Raw genomic sequence first — 17,732 nt, 5'->3', positions numbered from 1 at the left:
CGTACGTAAAGATTCTAATTTAAGAAGGCTTTCTACATGCTGCCAGTAATTCTGTATTTTTGTCTGTAGAGCATGTTTATTTTTGCAGCAGCTTAGGTTACGTCATGGCTAAAAAGCAGATTTCCGTTCCTTTCACCTGGGCAGATGCCCGTTGGCTTTTCCTTAAGCTGTGTATTACCCTTTTTCTGGTAACGGTGCTGTGGGTGTTGGCTTACCGCTGGCTTGACCCGCCCGTGACCCTGCACATGCTCCTGAAACGCTCAGAACCTTCGCCCAAAACCCAGAAGATAGATCAGATTCAGCACCAGTTTGTAGACCTGGAAGACATGTCCCCGAATTTGCCCTTGGCGGTGATTGCGTCTGAAGATCAGTTGTTTTTCACCCACAACGGTTTCGACTTCAAAGCAATCAAACAAGCCTTCCAGCGGAACATGTCCAGCAAGAAAACTGTGGGCGGCAGCACCATTAGTCAGCAGGTAGCCAAGAATGTATTTCTGTGGCACGGGCGCAGCTACCTGCGGAAAGGAGTGGAGATGTACTTCACCTTCTTGATAGAGCTGCTGTGGGGCAAGGAACGCATCATGGAGGTGTACCTGAACATTGCCGAAATGGGCGACCATATCTTTGGGGTGCATGCCGCCAGTAGAAAGTATTTCAAAACCGAACCTATTAATGTAAGCAAGAACCAGGCGGCCTTGTTGGCAGCGGTACTACCCAACCCCATCCGGTACTCCGCCGCCAAACCATCGGGGTACACGCTTCGCCGGCGCCGTAACATTGCCCGTAACATGACCCGCCTGGGCGGAAGTGCTTACATCAAAAAATGGATTCAATTCTAGCATGAAACAAACAGCTCTCTTTCCTAAACTCTTGTTGTTCCTGATCTTCTGTACGCTGCTAAGTTGTAGGGCTTCCCGGGAAACCGGAAATCTGCGAAATGAGATTGAAGAAGTAATGGCGGCGCAAAGCCAGGCCTGGAACCAGGGAAACCTGGAGGCGTACATGGAGCCCTACTGGAAGTCTGATTCATTGGTGTTTCTGGGAAAAAACGGACCTACCTACGGGTGGGAAAAGACGCTGCAAAATTACCGCCGAGGTTACCCCACTCCAGAGTCCATGGGTAAACTGACGTTCACCTTATTGAAGACCGATAAACTTAGCAAAGATGCCTGCTTTGTGATAGGCAAGTGGCACCTCCACCGCTCCCTTGGCGATTTGCAGGGGCATTTCACGCTTCTTTTCCGGAAAATAGGTGGGAAATGGAAGATTGTAGCGGATCATTCTAGTTAAAAGAAAGATTTAGTGCCCCTGGGCGGAATATTATACTACTGGTAAGTTCGTTTCAGCGATTTTATTAGATAAATTAGTTGTAGGTGCATGCAGTTTGTCTGTCGCTGGCGTGGCGGTGGGTGGATGCGGTGCCCTTATGCTTTATTGTTGCATGGTTTGCCTCCGTGCGCTCACGGCCGCGAGGCCCCGTCTTCCCCTCGCGCACTGCCCTTTCGGCCTGAGATATCCTTTGCGCTTAGTTCAAGTCTAACTAGGGCCAAAAGCGAGGCGCGCTCGGGAAAGACTGGAAGAGGGAAAGTAGTAATAGGCTTCTTCCCTCAAAAGCGGAGACTCCCCCTTTGAAGGGTCGAAGGGGGATGTTTACACCGGCAGATCACACGATTGCCTTCTTCTGCAAAATCAAAATAAACATTACCAACTCAGGACTCAGAACTCAAGACTCAGAACCCCTTTTCTTCGTGTCTTTGCTGATGGGGGCAGGGGCTTGTTGGGTGGGAGTACCGGCGGCGGCGCTTTTGTCAATTTCTTTCTGTTCTTCCACTTTCTTGATCTCTTCATGGAAGATGAGCCCGGTTTCGGCGGCGTGTTTGGCGGCGGCTTCGGTGTCTTTGACCAGCAGCATTTCAACCGTTCCCTTGAGTTCTTCTGAGATGGTCGTCACGAGTTTGGCGCGGTCTTCCAGTTCCACATCTCTGATGTAGACGCAGATAATACGGCCGGGGAATTGCTGAATCACTTCTTTGTAAATAGGGGCATCTTGCTGCCCACTGTCGCCAATGAGCACGAAATTCAGGTGCGGGTAGGTGAGCAGAATGTTCTGGATCTCCTTGAATTTATGGCTCATGTGGTCTGCCCCGAAGAACTTGTTCTGCAGCAATCCAAAGTCGCGGAGCAGGAGCGGACCCGCTGGAATGTCGTTGATGTCCAGAAAATCATGGAGCAGGTCATACATGTTCCAGGGGCTGCTGCTCACGTAAAAAAACGGGTTGTTGCGCTTGCCGTTTCGGCCTAATTGCAGGGAGCGGTAAAACGCCGATACGCCGGCAAAAGGCAGACGGGTGCGGGCATTGTGCATGAACGTCTGCTGCGACATCTTGATGATATCTGTGGCCGAAGTGAGCACAATGGTGTCGTCAATGTCTGAGATGATGCCGTACTCCGCATCTGGCGGAGGGACCAGTACGTGGGCTTCGGTTTTCACGCCAGGCTCAAAGGACGAGATATTGGCGTTGACCAGTTCTACCTCCATTTCGTGCCATATATCATCCAGGAGCAGGGGCGTTTTAGGCTCCAGATTGATGACAAAATATCCTTCTTTGTCGGTGATAACTGTATACTCCTGGCCTTGATGGACAATGCGTAACTGCGCGTTGGGCACCTCATCGCTCTCAAACCTTCGGTACATGTTCAGCAGGTTTTTCAGGAGCGTGTCATTGTCTTCGGCTGAGGTGATGCCTTTATTGGCCAGCACGCGGCCTTTCAGGTACAGACGGTTCACGGTGCCGTAGCTGCGGTAGGCTACTATCTGCAAAGGCTTGTAGAGCCCAAATCGGTTTCTGATTCTATGTACTACTGAATCAAATTGGCCATTGGAAAACTCAATGGCCTTACTTAGATTTTGTTTGAAGTTGTTGGTCATGTGACAAGTTCCTGCGTTTCAAGGCTGTTTACGCATAACAAAGAGATAAGTAGAAATACGGATTAGAGCCCTAAGTTGCGTTTGAACTCCTGAAATCCCGTATCTGAGGCCGTCTCAGTTTTGCAGCCGCGTTGGCGCGCCTGTGCCTGAATGTCCTGCACCCTATTACCGGGAGCAGGGTGGGTGCTGGCCCATTCTATTTGCGAGCCTCGGTTTTCAAGTGTTTGCATTTTCTGGAAGAACCCGGCCGCGCCGTCACAGGCATAGAAGTTAGTGGCCCCTAAATACAAAACCGAGTATTCATCTGCCTCCCGTTCAAAGTCACGGCTGAATTTCAGACCCACCAATTGGCCGCCCACCTGCGTGAAAATGCGCTCCACGTTTCCAGATTCGTTTCCCAGAATAAGCCTAGAAATAACCGAGATACCGTATTGTTTCTGGAGCTGTTTAATGGAATGGCGTTGGTCTGCGTGGGCAATTTCATGGCCCAACACCCCGGCCAACTGGTCCTCATTGTCTAGATGGTCTATTAAACCGGTGAAAACGTAGATGTGTCCGCCCGGGGTGGCGAAAGCGTTCTGGACATTTTTGTCATCAATGATCTTGACATCCCAGGGGAATTCCTCGCTGTAGGTGACCTGGCCAGATTCCAAAATCCGCTCCACAATTTTATCCAAGTGCGCGTAGGCGGCCCGTATTTTAGGGTTGGAAGAATTTCGGTTCAGCAACTGGCCTTTGCTTTTATACGCGGAGTCTGCCTGCGCTGAAACCTGCTTTCCCAACTCCAAGTCATTCTCTAAAGGAAAGAAAACTGCGTCGCCGTTTTTATCTCCGGTGCAACCGGTGAGCCATACAGAAAACACCAGCAGGAGCGTGGCAAAAGCTGGTTTTACAGAAGAGAAAAGCGGCGTAAAGAATCTAGCAGACATAGGTGTGTATCGGTTTAAATTCACTTCTACGTGAAGTTTGGTAAAAGAACAAAGTCTTACAATTAGTTGCGGTTCTTGGCTGCAATTGGCGGCTACGTACGTCAAGCTGTTTTCCGCTTTCTTTCCAGAAAACAGGCAGAAAAGAAGGCGTACAACTTTTATCTTCCTGATGGGTTTAAGGAGTGAAACTTCTCTATTGAACCTAAAATGGAAAATCCCTTATCTCCACACGCCATCTACGCCGATGCCACCGTTTCTGCCCAACAGGCGGGTTTGCGTTACTTCCCAGACACCAAACCAGGCATTACCCGGGAGCTGAAAGATAAAACCGCCACCTATTTTACGGCGAAGGGAGAACCTGTCACCGATGAGAAAGTGCTGGAACGCATAAACAAATTGGTGATTCCGCCGGCCTGGACCAATGTCTGGATTTGCCCATCGGCCAACGGCCACATACAGGCAACCGGCCGTGACGACAAAGGCCGCAAACAGTACATCTACCATCCGCAATGGAAAGAGGTGAGAAGCCTGAATAAATTCGGGCGGATGATTGCGTTTGGGAAGGCTTTGCCCAGCATCAGGAAGCAGGTGGAGAAAGACCTCCGGCTGAAGAAATTGGAGAAGCGCAAGATTCTGGCCATTGTGGTAGAACTGCTGGATAACTCTTTTATCAGGATTGGGAATAAAGCCTACGCGAAAGAAAACAAGTCATATGGGCTCACCACGCTACGCGACCGACACGTGAAAGTGGAGGGCGATCACCTGAAGCTGGACTTTGTGGGCAAGAAGGGCATCAAACACGAAATCAGCATCAAAGACCGGCGTTTAGCGCGTCTGGTAAAGCAATGCCAGGACATACCGGGCTACGACCTTTTCCAGTATTATGACGAAGACGGCAACCGCCAGCCCATTGAATCTGGAGATGTGAACGAATACCTGCGCAGCCTGTGTCCGGAGGAATTTACAGCCAAGGATTTCAGAACGTGGGGCGGCACCGTGCTCATGGTAGAAAGCCTGGAACATATTCTGGAGGAAGACCCAAGCATCTCCAAGGAAAAATCAGTAAAGGAAGCGGCCAAGTTGGTGGCTCAGGAGTTGGGGAACACGCCCAGCGTTTGCAACAAATACTACATCCACCCCGAGGTGGTGAATCTCTTCAAGCAAGACAAACTGATAGATTACCTCCGGAAACACGATGCCAAAAAGCGCAAAGAAAATCCGTACCTCTCCAGAACCGAAGAATTTGTAATTAAAATGCTGAAAGATATTCAATTAGGGAAAAAATAACGATTTTATAAATATCTTTCAGCCGGTATTAACGCTGAAGAATATGTACCTTGAAACCCAACGCCTTCGCATTCAGCCGCTCACGCAGGTACAGTTGCAGTTGTATGCCGCCAATGACGGCTCCCTAGAAAAGCAGTTGGGTTTGAAGCATACGCCCAAAGAGATTGAAGCAGATCTGGCAGACGCCCTGGAAAACTATTTTCTGCGCTTAATTCCTTTCCACGCCCGGGAGTTTTACTTCTACACTTTATGGGTTATTACACTCAAGCAGGAGCAAACCCTAGTGGGAGATATGTGCTTCAAGGGAGAACCCGATGAAGCCGGCGAAGTAGAAATCGGTTACGGCACCTATCCCGATTACCAGCAGCAGGGCATTATGCACGAAGCTCTGGAAGCCTTACTGACCTGGTGCGCCAACCGTCCAGACATCTCCACCGTCATAGCCGAAACCGAAACCGGAAACACCGCCTCCGAAAAAATACTAACCAGAAACGGCTTCCTCCGCGACTGCCAAACCCGCGACAACAGCTGGTGGAAACGGGAAGTAAAAGAGCTGGTGGTTTGATGAGGTGGGGATTTGAAGATTTGAAGATGAGGAGATTTTTTGAAATTTGAAGATGAGAAGATATGAAGATATGGAGTTTGATTAATGTAATATAGTGTTTTGCACTGCTTCACTTAAAATGAGCTTGAAACGACATTGGCGCAGACACTCGTAGAAACTGCGCACACTACGAGGTCTTTGGAGTGTGGGTTATTGCGGAAGCAGGCACACAATGGCGCGGAAGTTACTTCCGTGACTTGCTACTTTATTTTATAAACAGGAATCCTCTTCAGAAGAAAAGGCACGGAAGTAACTTCCGCGCCATAGAAAACTATAAAGACTTTCCCATTATCCCATCTCCAAATCCCCACACCTTCAAATCTCCACATCTCCTCATCTCCACATCTCCTCATCAAATCCCTTCTCGGTCAAAAGCGTGGACTTTCACATCATGTGATTTCTTAAGCTTGGTTTCTTTTCCTTTCTCTACCGCAATGCCTTGTTTGGTATCATAGACGTGGGTTTTCTTGCCCCAGCCGGCTACAAAGGAGTCGTCTTTTACGTCATCTTCGCCCATGCCGCCATAGATGTTGATGGTAATGCCGCGTTTCCCTTTGCCAGTGAGAATAAACTCGTCTTCATCGGCTAGGCCGTGCAGGGTGATTGATTTGGTGTCTGTTTTCTTGAAAACACGGTCAAAAACCACCAGGGCAGTTTCCTTGTCTTTGCTGGCTAGTTGAGAAACCAGAACTCGGGTATCGCCATTGGGAAGGCGTTCTATGATGAATTTCTCTTTTTGGTCGGTTCCGGCCACTTGTACCTTTTTGGCTAGATTCCGGTAAATCGCGCTGGCCAGCTCAGGTAATTGTTCTCTTCTGGAGCGGAGCTTCTGCTTGATTTCTTCACCGGTTAATGCATACGCCTGGGTGGGTAAAGCTTCTACCGCGGCGGCAATGACACTATCTGTTAATTGGGTCTGAAGCTGTGCGGCCAATTGTTGCCATTGCTCCAGGGTCACTTCGTTTAAGCAGCGTTCATCAATGAATTGGGCATTTTGCAAGTAGCCTTCTGGCGAGGAAACGCGGGCATGGAAAGTCTTCATTTTCTTCAAAGGAGCCCACTTTCGGCTGAAAAGCCAGGGGATTACTCCGTCATCGAACTTGAAAAAGGCTTGGTCCCGGTCTTTGGGGACCGGCGTGTAGGTAGTGACGTTGTTGGTGTCATACACCGCCCATTGCCACTGACCTTCGTGCCGGTCCCAATCGCCAATCAGGACATCGAACAAACGGGCTTTCGCGAAGGACAACTGGTCGGGGAGGTGCGAGTGCTGGGAGAATCTCTTTTGGAGGAATTCCTCAGAATCAACCAGGTTTTTGGCTTTGCCCAAGTAACTGGTGATAGCGGCTTTGCCTTCGTACTTTTCTTCCAGCAGAAATACTTTGTCCCGAAACTCAGCAGAGTTTTTGCCCAGTCCCTTTTCGTCTTTCGGAATATACACGTAGCGTGGATGGCTGTGGGGAATACGGGCGCCCCCGGCTAGTACAGAGACAACGGCGGCCCCATACGGGTGGGCAGCCGAGGTCTGGTCTCTCAGCCAATTGGTAAGAAAAGTTTTCCGTAAACGTTTGGGCAGAATTTCTTTCGGGTCTTTGTCTACGGAGCGCAAGGCGTACTCTTTTCCTTCCTCGTTCTGTAATGTAAGGCTGGTAGTCTGGAACCCTCCACCCATTTTTTCGGGGCTAAGTCCGCCATGCATTCGGGAGATGTCCAGTACGGGCAGAGTAACCGGCTGGGCCCAAACATGGCGGTAATGTTTGCCCCAGAAGATGTTATGCAGAAAACCTTTTTGATAGTGCTTACCCGCCACCACAGTGGCAGAATCCCATTTGGCATTTCGTTCCTGCTCCACAGCACCCACCAACGCTGACTGTTGAAAGTAATCTTTCCGGGCACAGCCCGAAGACATTAAAAGAACGGAGATAGAAAAAGTCAGTAGTTTCCGCATAGAAAGTGTTTGAATATTTGCCATACAGAAAGTATACCATAAAAGTTATATTCCACTTTTTAGCCGGAATAAGTCTTCGTTTTTTGGCCGTTTTTCAAAATTCTGATGAATAGTAGCCGAACATAGAAGCTGGCTTTTGGGTATAAATACGCACGTATGGCACAAAGCATCTTTTACAGGAAAAAACGTCGCATTTTAAAAATCGTACTACTCTGGCTGCTGGCTTTTCTTTTATTTCACCCCGAAAACGTAAGTGCCTTACCCTCAGATTCAACCGTAACCGTAGCCGCCGGTAAACACTATTTGAAGAGTGCCTTCCATAGATTCTGGTGGGGCAAGCATTACCGAAAGGTGTGGGCGGAACCCGTTCAGGTGCCTTATTTCTGGTTAAGTAAATTCAAAGGAGGCGTAACACCTCTAAAGGAGGGCGGAAGTTTCCAGACTAAAAACCTTAGGTTGGTAGACGCGGCCGGGCATGAATACGTCTTGCGCTCCATTGACAAAGACCCTTCCAAAGCCTTGCCCAAAGGATTGCAGAAAACGTTTGTCGCCAACTTAATGCGTGACCAGACCAGTGTCATTCATCCGTACGGAGCTTTTATTGTTCCGTCGTTGGCCGCGGCGGCGGGAGTGTACCATACCAATCCCAGGTTGGTGTACATTGCAGATGACCCGACCTTAGGCGAGTTCAGGAAAGAGTTTGCGCACATGCTGGCCTTGCTGGAAGAACGGCCAGATGGAAATTGGGAGAACCTTTCCAGTTTCGGGAATCCAAAAGATGTGGTTAGTTCCAAGAAAGCCTTTGAACAGTTCTTCAGTAACCCAGCGCACCAGGTAGATGCCAAAAAGTATTTGCTCTCCCGGTTGTTTGACATGTGGCTGAGTGATTGGAGCCGGAGAGAGGACCAATGGCGCTGGGCAGTGGCGGAGAAAGGAACAACTACCCAATATGCGCCCATTCCGCGCGACCGCGATCATGCTTTCTTTAAATTCAACGACGGCGTTCTAACCAAACTGGTCAGCGTTTTTAAGCCTAATTACCAAAGTTTTGACAAAACTATTGTAGGCAAGAATGTGGAAGGGCTGATTAAAAGTTCTTCCCAAATGGATGCGTATCTTCTGGCGTACACCACCAAGGAGGAATTTACCCAGGCCGCCCAGGAACTTCAACTAAAGTTGTCAGATGAGGTGATCGCCCAAGCGCTCCAACTGTGGCCAGCCCACATCAGGGACTTGTCTGCGCGTGAGTTTACTTCCAAACTGATCTCCCGGCGTCATGATTTACCAAAAGCAGCCGCCACTTTCTACAAACTCCTGAACAAAGAGGTGCTTTTGCCCGGCACAGATGCCAAAGATAGGTTTGAAGTTCAGTTCCAAAAAGATGGGAGCGTGCTGGTGAAACAATGGGCTGTAAACCAAGAACTACAGAAAGTCCTCATTCACCAGAAAATCTTTCTGCCCTCAGAAACTAACAGTATTTCATTCTACGGCTTAGGCGAGGAAGACACGTTGGTACTAGCCGGGAAAGGAAAAAGTAAAATCAAGCTGAAGTGGTACGGCGGCGAAGGAACCGACAAGCTTGTGGTGGAGCCAAACTTTCAACTAACCGGCAAGAAAATCACGGTGATGGACGAAGAAGACGGGAATGACTATGAAAAGCACCATAAGATCAAACAGGAGAAATATACCCCAGCCGCGCAGGAATTCAACGGGGCCGGTTGGCTCCTGCGGCACCGCCTGCATTAAACCCGCTTTTAACGTTCTTTTCAGAAAACAGCCTTAAAGCGCGGCGTCTACGTCTGAGGAAAACACCAGCACTTTGTCCTGGTGTTTGGTGCGCATGTAGCCTCTTATAATCTGCTGGGTGTCTTTGTTGTCATTGTAATACTTAATGACACCTCTGAAATCTTCCAAAGAACTGGCACTGAACGTCTCATCAAAATACCCGAAACCCAGGTACCTGCCGTTGTCAACTACCACTACAGATTTCTCCTCTGCGCTGCGACCTTTGCCTATAATCACGAAAGTGTCATAGTCATATTTAAAGGCGTCAATGGATTCAATAACCCGTTGATTGTAGTCTTCCGGCGATTCTTTGCCCACGCAGGCTCCCTTGCACTGGTGCACCTGATAGTCAAAGCAGGGCCCGCTGGATTTATACAGGTCGCACATTTTCTGGCAGAGGTTGTACTTGGCTACCCGGTTGTAAAGAAAGTTCTTCGCCTGAAACTGGTTAGACATGGTCAAGAGCGGCGGAACTTCGGTCTTCGCTTTCTGGAACGTGAGCCGCAGATAACCATCTTGGTCGTAATAGGAGTAGATACCCGAGTGGTACACGCTTCGGCGTTGCGCGCGGTTGTAGAAGGGTTTGCGTTTCTTGATCTCGTCAGATTCAAATAGTAAAGCCACCAATTCGCTGCCCGTCAGTTCATAGGTGATGCTGGTAATCCGGTTCTTAAACTCAAGGGATTTCTTGCTCTTGAAATCAATGCTGAAGTGCTGGATAATCCGTTTCCGGATGCTTTTACTTTTGCCTACATAGATGATCTGGCCTTCTTCGTCATGAAAATAGTACACCCCGGCTTCCAGCGGAAGCGCATCTACCATGTCTCTGGAAATGGCCGGGGGCAGCAAAGAGGTTTTTATTTCCTTTGAAATGGAGGAAGTTTCCAGCAGTTTGTCGTCCTGAGAGTCGTTGACCTTTTTCTCATCAATTTTCAATAAACGGTCAAAAAGCACAGCGGTGGCTTCGGCATCACCAATGGCGCGGTGACGCATTTGCAGCGGTATGTCTATGCTCTTGCAGAGTTTGCCCAGGCTGTAGGAGGGGAGCCCCGGCATCAGTTTGCGGCTCAAGCGTACGGTGCATAAGGTCTTGCGCTGAAAGGTAAAACCCAGATCAGCAAACTCCTTCTTCACGAAGGAATAATCAAAGCGCACGTTATGGGCCACAAACACATTACCCTCGGTAATCTGCACAATCTGCTTGGCCACCTCATGGAATTTAGGCGCGTCTTTAACCATCTCATCTGTAATACCGGTTAATTGCGAGATGAAATAGGGAATAGGCCTACCCGGATTGATGAGGCTGTGAAACTTGTCTACTACCTGGTTGCCGTCATGAATGAAAATCGCGATCTCCGTGATGCGGTCTTCTGAGGGTTGCCCACCGGTAGTCTCTATATCTATTATGGCGTACACGCGCGCTAGTTAAAGTGGATGATAGTTTTGAAGTGCTAACCTTATTAGAACCATAAGTTAGGCAATATCGTTTCATCAGCCACTTTGTACTACCTTAAATATAGGCAGCAATAAAAAAAGCAGCCCCAAAGGCTGCTTTCCTTTGAATTAATTCTTTGCTAAAGATTTTGCTTCAGGGAAATAATCATTTGTTTGGCAGCCTCAATTTCCTGCTTCTGTCGTTGAATGAGAGTCAAGATTTCCACCGGAATGCCTTGGGTATGCAGCGCGTTGTCATAGGCTTTCAAGGCTGCTTCATCGCCGTTTTCACATTCGCTCAGAATGGCTTTGCTGTCATTTGCGCTTATGGCGGCCTTTAAGTTAATCCAGCCCCGGTGCACGGCTCCCGCTGCTTGCAGGGCTACCCCTTCAACAGTGGTGGTTTCCTGAATGCTTCCGCCTAATTGTTGGGCGGCACTTTCCAGCTCACCTAGAAAAGTAGCACGCTGTTGTGCGAAACGCTCAAACTCAGACTTCAGTTGAGGATTATCTACCGCTTCGGCAGCGGTTTCAAAGCCTTTTTTACCGTCACGAGCCGTTTCCACCAGATCATTCAAGGCTTTAACGGCTTTGCTGTTATCGTTTTCCATAGTTTTACTTTAAGGTTAGTTGATGCAATAAATTAAAGGGGCAATTGAATCATATTTAAAATTGCCCATTACCTAAATTTTACTTTGAACCAACCATTTTAGTTACTTCGTTTTGAGGCTGTTTTCTGTAAAACAGCTCTTATTGAGGACCTTTCAATTGGTTAGTCCTGCTTTTGAGTCTTTTCAAAAGCCTGTTTTCCTCAGGTCCGTTGTTGACGTCATTCAGCAGGAAGCCGAAAGGATGCAGCGGTTCATAGGCATCAAAGATGACCTTCAGAATTGCGATGATGGGAATAGAAAGAATCATGCCCGGTGCCCCCCAGATTTCGCCGCCCAAGATCAGAGCCACAATGGCCGCGAACGGATTAATACTTACTTTGGAGCCTACCACATACGGCGTAATAAAGTTTCCTTCCAGGAACTGCACAAAGGCGAAGATCCCAATTACAATGAGCATTTGAGCTGGCGAACCGGTGTTCACCAAAACAAACAGCGCTGGGAACATGGCCCCAATCAAAATGCCTATGTAAGGGATAATGGTCAGGATGGAGGCCATCACCCCAAAGAAAATGGCATATTCTACGCCCATGATCAGCAACCCGATTGAATTAAGCACGGAGACCACCACAATCACAATCAAAAGTCCGGAAAGGTAGCCCTGCACCACGCGCTGAATGTTGTCAATAGTTTCCATTAACGGTTCCCGCCGGTCTCTGGTGATGAACTGAAACATGAATTGGCGCAGGTGGTCACGGTAATACAGCATACAGAAGATGTAGATAGGAATAAGCGACAGCACCGTAAGCGCCCCGGTGGTAAGCGAGATGGTACTGCCTAAAAAAGCGGTCCCGGTCTGCGTCACATTCCCCAAGGCCTTCTGCATGAACTCTGCTTTGTTGGTTGGCTTTATCCCGAACCGTTCAAACAGAAAGGTCTGGAACTTGGACAACAGCAACGAGAGCTTGCTGTTAATTTCGCCAAGTTCTGATGAGAAGTTGCCAATCTGGGAAGAGAGAAACCAGACCACCAAACCCAGCAACACAATGACTATCACCAGCGAGATGACGATGGACACCGATCTAGGCAACTTTTTCTCCAATCCTCTGGCCATGGGCAACAGCAGCAAAGAAAACAAAGCCGCAAAGCAAATGGGAATAAGAACCGGACTGAACGTCTGAAGGAAGTGGAGTAGCAGATACAGCCCCAAAAGAATGACCGTGTACTTGAAATAGCTAGGTAGTTTTATTTCCATGGGCGTAAGGCGCTAGTTATCATAAATTTGATGTGTATTGATTTACTAATAATATTAGTATTTATAAGTTCCTGATTATCAGAATATCTTAGAAATGCTAAAAATAACGGCAAAATAAGGCTTATTGAATGAACTGCGAAGTCCTATATTTGGTTACATAGAAACAGAAAACCTTTCTTTTGGCAAGGCTTTAAGCAGAGTCATTTACGGTAATTATACGAGGGCTTTCTGGATTAAAATTGCCCTGGCAGGGTTTTAAATCAAAGTACACGCAAAATTTATTTTAATTTTACCTAATTCTACTAAACCCTTACCTTCTGTATGGCTGAGCAAACTGATGTAACCTACAACGAGGATAGTATACGTTCCCTTGACTGGCGTGAACACATCCGGCTGCGCCCGGGTATGTACATTGGCAAGCTGGGCGACGGCTCCTCTCCCGATGATGGGATATACATTCTTGTAAAAGAGGTGATTGACAACTCCATTGATGAGCACATGATGGGGCATGGTCGCACCATTGAAGTAAAGATTTCAGACCACAAAGTAGTGGTGCGTGACTACGGCCGCGGCATTCCGCTGGGCAAGGTGATCGACTGCGTGAGCAAGATCAACACCGGTGGTAAGTATGACAGCCGCGCCTTCCAGAAATCGGTGGGTCTGAACGGGGTGGGTACTAAGGCGGTAAACGCATTGTCCTCCAGCTTCAGAATCCAGTCGGTGCGGGACGGTAAAACCAAGGTGGCCGAGTTTGAGCGCGGCGAGTTGGTGAATGATGAACCGCTGCAGGATTCTAACCAGCGCAACGGTACCACCACCATCTTTGTACCCGATGATACCATTTTCAAAAACTACCACTTCATTCCGGAGTTCCTGGAAAACCAGATCTGGAATTATGTGTACCTCAATGCTGGCTTAACCATCCATTTTAACGGACAAAAGTATTTGTCTGAGAATGGCCTGAGAGACCTGCTGAGCCGCAAGATTGCCGAGGAAACTATGCGCTACCCCATCATCCACCTGAAAGGAGAGGATATTGAGTTGGCCTTAACCCACGGCAACGACTACGGTGAAGAATACTATTCCTTCGTGAACGGCCAGTACACCACCCAAGGCGGTACGCACTTAGCGGCTTTCAGGGAAGCGGTAGTCAAAACCGTGCGCGAGTTCTATAAGAAAGACTACGATGCCACTGATATCAGAGGCTCTATTGTAGGCGCCATTGCCATTCGCGTTCAGGAGCCGGTTTTCGAAAGTCAGACCAAAACCAAGTTGGGTTCCATCAACGTGGGGCCAGACGGACCAACCGTGCGTAACTTCGTGAACGACTTCGTGAAGGAGCACCTGGACAACTACCTGCACAAAAACCCAACCGTTGCCGATGCGCTGCGCAAGCGAATTGAGCAAAGCGAGCGCGAGCGCAAGGACATGGCCGGCATCAAGAAACTGGCTAACCAACGCGCGAAGAAAGCGAACCTGCACAACAAGAAATTACGTGACTGCCGCTTCCACTTCGGGGAAAGCAAAGAACTGGAGAAAGAGGCGTTGACTACTTTGTTTATTACGGAGGGGGACTCGGCTTCCGGTTCCATCACCAAGTCCAGAAATGTGGAGTTAGAGGCGGTTTTCTCCCTGAGAGGAAAGCCCTTGAACTGCTTCGGGTTGAAGAAGAAGATCGTGTACGAAAACGAAGAGTTCAACTTGCTGCAACACGCCCTCAACATTGAGGAAGGCTTGGAAGGCCTGCGCTACAACCGCGTGGTAGTCGCCACAGATGCCGACGTAGACGGAATGCACATCCGCCTGCTGCTCATGACGTTTTTCCTGCAGTTTTTCCCAGATCTGGTCAAAAATGGTCACTTGTACATCCTGGAGACGCCGCTCTTCCGCGTACGGAACAAGAAAGAAACCATCTACTGCTATAATGAGCAGGAGAAGCAGAACGCCATGCGCAAGCTGGGCAAGAACCCAGAGATCACCCGCTTCAAAGGTTTGGGAGAGATCTCGCCCGAAGAATTCGGGAAGTTCATCGGTGAGAATATCCGCCTAGAGCCAGTAATCATGGGCAAGACCGAACAGAACATTCAGAAGGTGTTGTCTTACTTCATGGGTAAGAACACGCCGGAGCGTCAGCAGTTTATCATTGAGAATCTCAAAATAGAGAAAGATATAGTAGAGGAGGTTTATGCTTAACGAAGAATTGGAAAACGAAAACAACCTGGAACTGGACGCGCAACTGGAAGGCGAGGAGACCATCCATGAGATCAGCTCTGTTTCCGGACTGTACGAAAACTGGTTTCTGGACTACGCCTCCTATGTGATTCTGGAGCGGGCCGTGCCTGCCCTGGAAGATGGCTTCAAGCCAGTGCAGCGCCGCATCATGCACGCCATGAAAGAAATGGACGATGGTCGTTTCAACAAAGTGGCGAACGTGATTGGCCAGACCATGCAGTACCACCCGCACGGTGACGCATCTATTGGAGACGCCATCGTGAACCTAGGGCAGAAAGATTTACTCATTGAAACCCAGGGTAACTGGGGCGATGTACGCACCGGAGACAGCGCGGCGGCCCCTCGTTACATTGAGGCGCGTCTCACCAAGTTTGCTCTGGATGTGGTGTTCAACGCCCAGACAACTGAATGGCAGTTGAGCTACGATGGTCGTAAAAATGAGCCGGTAACGTTGCCAGTGAAATTTCCGCTGTTGTTGGCGCAGGGTGTGGAAGGGATTGCCGTGGGCTTGTCTACCAAGATCATGCCCCACAACTTCCGGGAGCTGATCAAAGGTTCTATTGACGTTTTGAAAGGCCGCAAGACTACCTTGCTTCCTGACTTCCCTACGGGTGGTCTGGCTGACTTCACCAATTACAACGGTGGGGGCAGGGGCGGCAAAATCCGTTTACGGGCTACTATTGAGAAAGTAGATAAATCGCTGCTCATCATCCGTGACGTGCCGTATGGTACCACTACCACGGCCTTAATGGACTCCATTGTAAAGGCCAGCGAGAACAACAAGATCAAGATCAAGAAGGTTGTAGACAACACGGCCGCTGAAGTGGAGATTCAGGTGCACATCCCGCCCGGGATTTCGCCTGACCTGACCATTGACGCGCTGTACGCCTTCACCGATTGCGAGATCTCTATTTCGCCCAACACCTGCGTGATCATTGAAGACAAGCCTCGTTTCCTGAACGTAGATGAGTTGCTGCGCATGTCCACTGCCAAAACCGTTCGCTTACTAGAGCGCGAGCTGGAGATTAAGCTGGCGGAACTGGAAGACAGATGGCACAACTCCTCGTTGGAGAAGATCTTCATTGAAAACCGCATCTACCGCGACATTGAGGAGTGCGAGACCTGGGAAGCTGTGCTGGAAGCCATTGACAAAGGCTTGGAGCCGCACAAACCCTTGCTGCGCCGCGAGGTAACGCAGGATGACATCATCCGTCTGACCGAGATCAAAATCAAGCGAATCTCTAAGTTTGATTCTTTCAAAGCCGACGAGTACATCAAAAAGCTGGAAGCCGAAATGGCCGAGGTAGCTGATCACTTAGCGAACCTGGTGCGTTACGCCATCAGCTATTTTGAGGGTCTTTTGGCCAAATACGGCAAAGGCAAAGAGCGTAAAACGCAGATCAGAACTTTTGACGTGGTGTCTGCCCAAAAAGTGGCGGTGGCCAACCAGAAGCTTTACGTGAACCGCAAAGACGGCTTCGTGGGCTATGGCTTGAAGAAAGACGAGTTCGTGTGCGACTGTTCTGACATGGACGACATCATCGCTATCCGGAAAGACGGCAAGTTCATGGTGTCCCGCATCAGCGATAAGATCTTCATGGGCAAAGACATCATCTATGTTGGCGTGTACAACAAGAATGATGAGCACATGGTCTACAACATGATCTACGTAGATGGTAAAACCAGCATCTCGTTTGCCAAACGCTTTGCCGTGACCTCTATCACTCGTGACAAAGAGTATGACCTCACCAAAGGCGAGAAAAACTCCAAGGTGGTGTACTTAACCGCGAACCCTAACTCAGAATCTGAGTTGGTGAGCATCACGTTGCAACCGGCCAGTACCGCCAGAGTGAAACAGTTTGACTTTGATTTTGCCGAACTGCTCATTAAAGGCAAAGGCTCACAAGGGAACATCGTGACGAAGCACCCCATCAAGAAGGTAACGCAGAAAGCCCTGGGAGAATCTACCCGTGGCGGACGCGAAATCTACTATGATGAGGTGATCGGGCGTCTGAACACCGAGAACCGCGGTCGCTACTTAGGGTCCTTCAACACCGATGATTCCATTCTGGTGATCTTCAAGGACGGTTCCTATGAACTGACCTCCTTTGATGTCTCCAACCACTATGACGTGCCTAACATTGAGGTGATCCATAAGTTCTCTCCGGAACTGGTAATCTCTGCCGTGTACACCGAGGGAGAAACCAAGGTGACCTACGTGAAGCGCTTTGTAGTGGAGACCAGTACGCTGAACAAGCGGTTCATCTTCATCAGTGAAACCAAGGGATCTAAGTTGTTGGCCGTATCGGTGCACCCGGAGCCTAAGGCTGAAATCAAGTTCCTTCGCGACAAGAAATCTGAAAAAGAGACCGAAAACCTGTTGCTCAATGACTTCATTGACGTGAAAGGCTGGCGGGCCATGGGTAACAAGCTCAACTACTATAAAATCTTGGGGGTAAACATCCAAAAAGAGGAAGAAGTTGAGCTGGCAAAGGCTAAAATTGTGCCTAAACAAGTAAAGGCTGTCAAAGTAGAACCCAAGATAGTGCAATCTGCAACTGCTTCATTCTCAACAGGAGATGAGGTGTTACTTGATATAGAAACATTAAACCCAGAACTAGATCTGCCCGTAGAAAAGGAACAAATCGGGGATCTGGCGGTACCAGCTAAAACGCCTAAAAAACAGTTAAACCTATTTTAGGAATTTCTAAGTTGTTTTCGTAG

The 17,732-nt window shown here is 48.8% G+C and carries 13 protein-coding genes; 7 read left to right on the top strand and 6 right to left on the bottom strand.

Annotated elements, in window-relative coordinates; genetic code table 11:
• Window positions 1–104 precede the first annotated feature (104 nt).
• Window positions 105–839, top strand: coding sequence for a monofunctional biosynthetic peptidoglycan transglycosylase (gene mtgA, locus ACY0JR_RS01155; RefSeq protein WP_462631958.1), 735 nt, complete (start codon window positions 105–107; stop codon window positions 837–839).
• A 1-nt stretch (window position 840) separates the two neighbouring features.
• Window positions 841–1,290 (top strand): YybH family protein, encoded by a 450-nt coding sequence (locus ACY0JR_RS01150; RefSeq protein ID WP_462631957.1) that lies wholly within the window; start codon window positions 841–843, stop codon window positions 1,288–1,290.
• Window positions 1,291–1,723: 433 nt separating this feature from the next.
• On the opposite strand, the gene ACY0JR_RS01145 is transcribed toward ACY0JR_RS01150, so the two are convergent.
• Window positions 1,724–2,929, bottom strand: coding sequence for an App1 family protein (locus ACY0JR_RS01145; protein ID WP_462631956.1), 1,206 nt, complete (start codon window positions 2,927–2,929; stop codon window positions 1,724–1,726).
• 62 nt (window positions 2,930–2,991) lie between these two features.
• Window positions 2,992–3,858: a M48 family metalloprotease gene (locus ACY0JR_RS01140; protein WP_462631955.1), complete on the bottom strand. Its 867-nt coding sequence runs from the start codon at window positions 3,856–3,858 to the stop codon at window positions 2,992–2,994.
• A gap of 207 nt (window positions 3,859–4,065) precedes the next feature.
• Here ACY0JR_RS01140 and ACY0JR_RS01135 point away from each other — a divergent pair, with 207 nt between their 5' ends.
• Both ACY0JR_RS01135 and ACY0JR_RS01130 read left to right on the top strand, forming a co-directional pair.
• Complete coding sequence (locus tag ACY0JR_RS01135; protein ID WP_462631954.1) at window positions 4,066–5,145, top strand: DNA topoisomerase IB; 1,080 nt, start codon at window positions 4,066–4,068, stop codon at window positions 5,143–5,145.
• A 43-nt stretch (window positions 5,146–5,188) separates the two neighbouring features.
• Entirely contained in the window at window positions 5,189–5,710 is a 522-nt protein-coding gene (locus ACY0JR_RS01130; RefSeq protein WP_462631953.1) for a GNAT family N-acetyltransferase, read from the top strand.
• A 391-nt stretch (window positions 5,711–6,101) separates the two neighbouring features.
• Here the strand turns inward: ACY0JR_RS01130 and ACY0JR_RS01125 are convergent, their stop codons facing one another.
• Window positions 6,102–7,694: a hypothetical protein gene (locus ACY0JR_RS01125; RefSeq protein WP_462631952.1), complete on the bottom strand. Its 1,593-nt coding sequence runs from the start codon at window positions 7,692–7,694 to the stop codon at window positions 6,102–6,104.
• 156 nt (window positions 7,695–7,850) lie between these two features.
• Between ACY0JR_RS01125 and ACY0JR_RS01120 the strand changes: the two genes are divergently transcribed.
• Window positions 7,851–9,440 (top strand): hypothetical protein, encoded by a 1,590-nt coding sequence (locus tag ACY0JR_RS01120; RefSeq protein WP_462631951.1) that lies wholly within the window; start codon window positions 7,851–7,853, stop codon window positions 9,438–9,440.
• A 33-nt stretch (window positions 9,441–9,473) separates the two neighbouring features.
• On the opposite strand, the gene ACY0JR_RS01115 is transcribed toward ACY0JR_RS01120, so the two are convergent.
• The 3 genes from ACY0JR_RS01115 to ACY0JR_RS01105 all read right to left on the bottom strand — a co-directional run bounded on the left by ACY0JR_RS01115 (window position 9,474) and on the right by ACY0JR_RS01105 (window position 12,776).
• Window positions 9,474–10,895 carry an exonuclease domain-containing protein gene (locus ACY0JR_RS01115; RefSeq protein WP_462631950.1) on the bottom strand — a complete coding sequence of 474 codons (1,422 nt, stop codon included), beginning with the start codon at window positions 10,893–10,895 and terminating at the stop codon, window positions 9,474–9,476.
• Between the two features lie 158 nt (window positions 10,896–11,053).
• Window positions 11,054–11,524 carry a ferritin-like domain-containing protein gene (locus ACY0JR_RS01110; protein WP_462631948.1) on the bottom strand — a complete coding sequence of 157 codons (471 nt, stop codon included), beginning with the start codon at window positions 11,522–11,524 and terminating at the stop codon, window positions 11,054–11,056.
• Between the two features lie 139 nt (window positions 11,525–11,663).
• On the bottom strand, window positions 11,664–12,776 hold the full coding sequence (locus ACY0JR_RS01105; RefSeq protein ID WP_462631946.1) for an AI-2E family transporter: 1,113 nt from the start codon (window positions 12,774–12,776) through the stop codon (window positions 11,664–11,666).
• A 321-nt stretch (window positions 12,777–13,097) separates the two neighbouring features.
• On the opposite strand from ACY0JR_RS01105, the gene ACY0JR_RS01100 reads away from it, so the two are divergent.
• The gene (locus tag ACY0JR_RS01100) at window positions 13,098–14,969 is read left to right on the top strand and encodes a DNA topoisomerase IV subunit B (RefSeq protein WP_462631945.1); all 1,872 of its coding nucleotides are present in this window, start codon (window positions 13,098–13,100) and stop codon (window positions 14,967–14,969) included.
• Window positions 14,962–17,709, top strand: coding sequence for a DNA gyrase/topoisomerase IV subunit A (locus ACY0JR_RS01095; protein WP_462631944.1), 2,748 nt, complete (start codon window positions 14,962–14,964; stop codon window positions 17,707–17,709). Before ACY0JR_RS01100 ends, ACY0JR_RS01095 begins: the two co-directional genes overlap by 8 nt.
• Window positions 17,710–17,732: the final 23 nt, after the last annotated feature.

The sequence above is a fragment of the Rufibacter sp. JT3400010 genome (genome assembly GCF_054956755.1).
The sequence above is the reverse complement of the archived record's forward strand: the minus strand, read 5'-3'. Positions and strand labels throughout refer to the sequence as shown.

Coding starts and splice junctions, on each gene's coding strand:
- mtgA (WP_462631958.1), top strand. CDS start 105: ATGGCTAAAAAGCAGATTTCCGTTCCTTTCACCTGGGCAGATGCCCGT.
- ACY0JR_RS01150 (WP_462631957.1), top strand. CDS start 841: ATGAAACAAACAGCTCTCTTTCCTAAACTCTTGTTGTTCCTGATCTTC.
- ACY0JR_RS01145 (WP_462631956.1), bottom strand. CDS start 2,929: ATGACCAACAACTTCAAACAAAATCTAAGTAAGGCCATTGAGTTTTCC.
- ACY0JR_RS01140 (WP_462631955.1), bottom strand. CDS start 3,858: ATGTCTGCTAGATTCTTTACGCCGCTTTTCTCTTCTGTAAAACCAGCT.
- ACY0JR_RS01135 (WP_462631954.1), top strand. CDS start 4,066: ATGGAAAATCCCTTATCTCCACACGCCATCTACGCCGATGCCACCGTT.
- ACY0JR_RS01130 (WP_462631953.1), top strand. CDS start 5,189: ATGTACCTTGAAACCCAACGCCTTCGCATTCAGCCGCTCACGCAGGTA.
- ACY0JR_RS01125 (WP_462631952.1), bottom strand. CDS start 7,694: ATGCGGAAACTACTGACTTTTTCTATCTCCGTTCTTTTAATGTCTTCG.
- ACY0JR_RS01120 (WP_462631951.1), top strand. CDS start 7,851: ATGGCACAAAGCATCTTTTACAGGAAAAAACGTCGCATTTTAAAAATC.
- ACY0JR_RS01110 (WP_462631948.1), bottom strand. CDS start 11,524: ATGGAAAACGATAACAGCAAAGCCGTTAAAGCCTTGAATGATCTGGTG.
- ACY0JR_RS01105 (WP_462631946.1), bottom strand. CDS start 12,776: ATGGAAATAAAACTACCTAGCTATTTCAAGTACACGGTCATTCTTTTG.
- ACY0JR_RS01100 (WP_462631945.1), top strand. CDS start 13,098: ATGGCTGAGCAAACTGATGTAACCTACAACGAGGATAGTATACGTTCC.
- ACY0JR_RS01095 (WP_462631944.1), top strand. CDS start 14,962: ATGCTTAACGAAGAATTGGAAAACGAAAACAACCTGGAACTGGACGCG.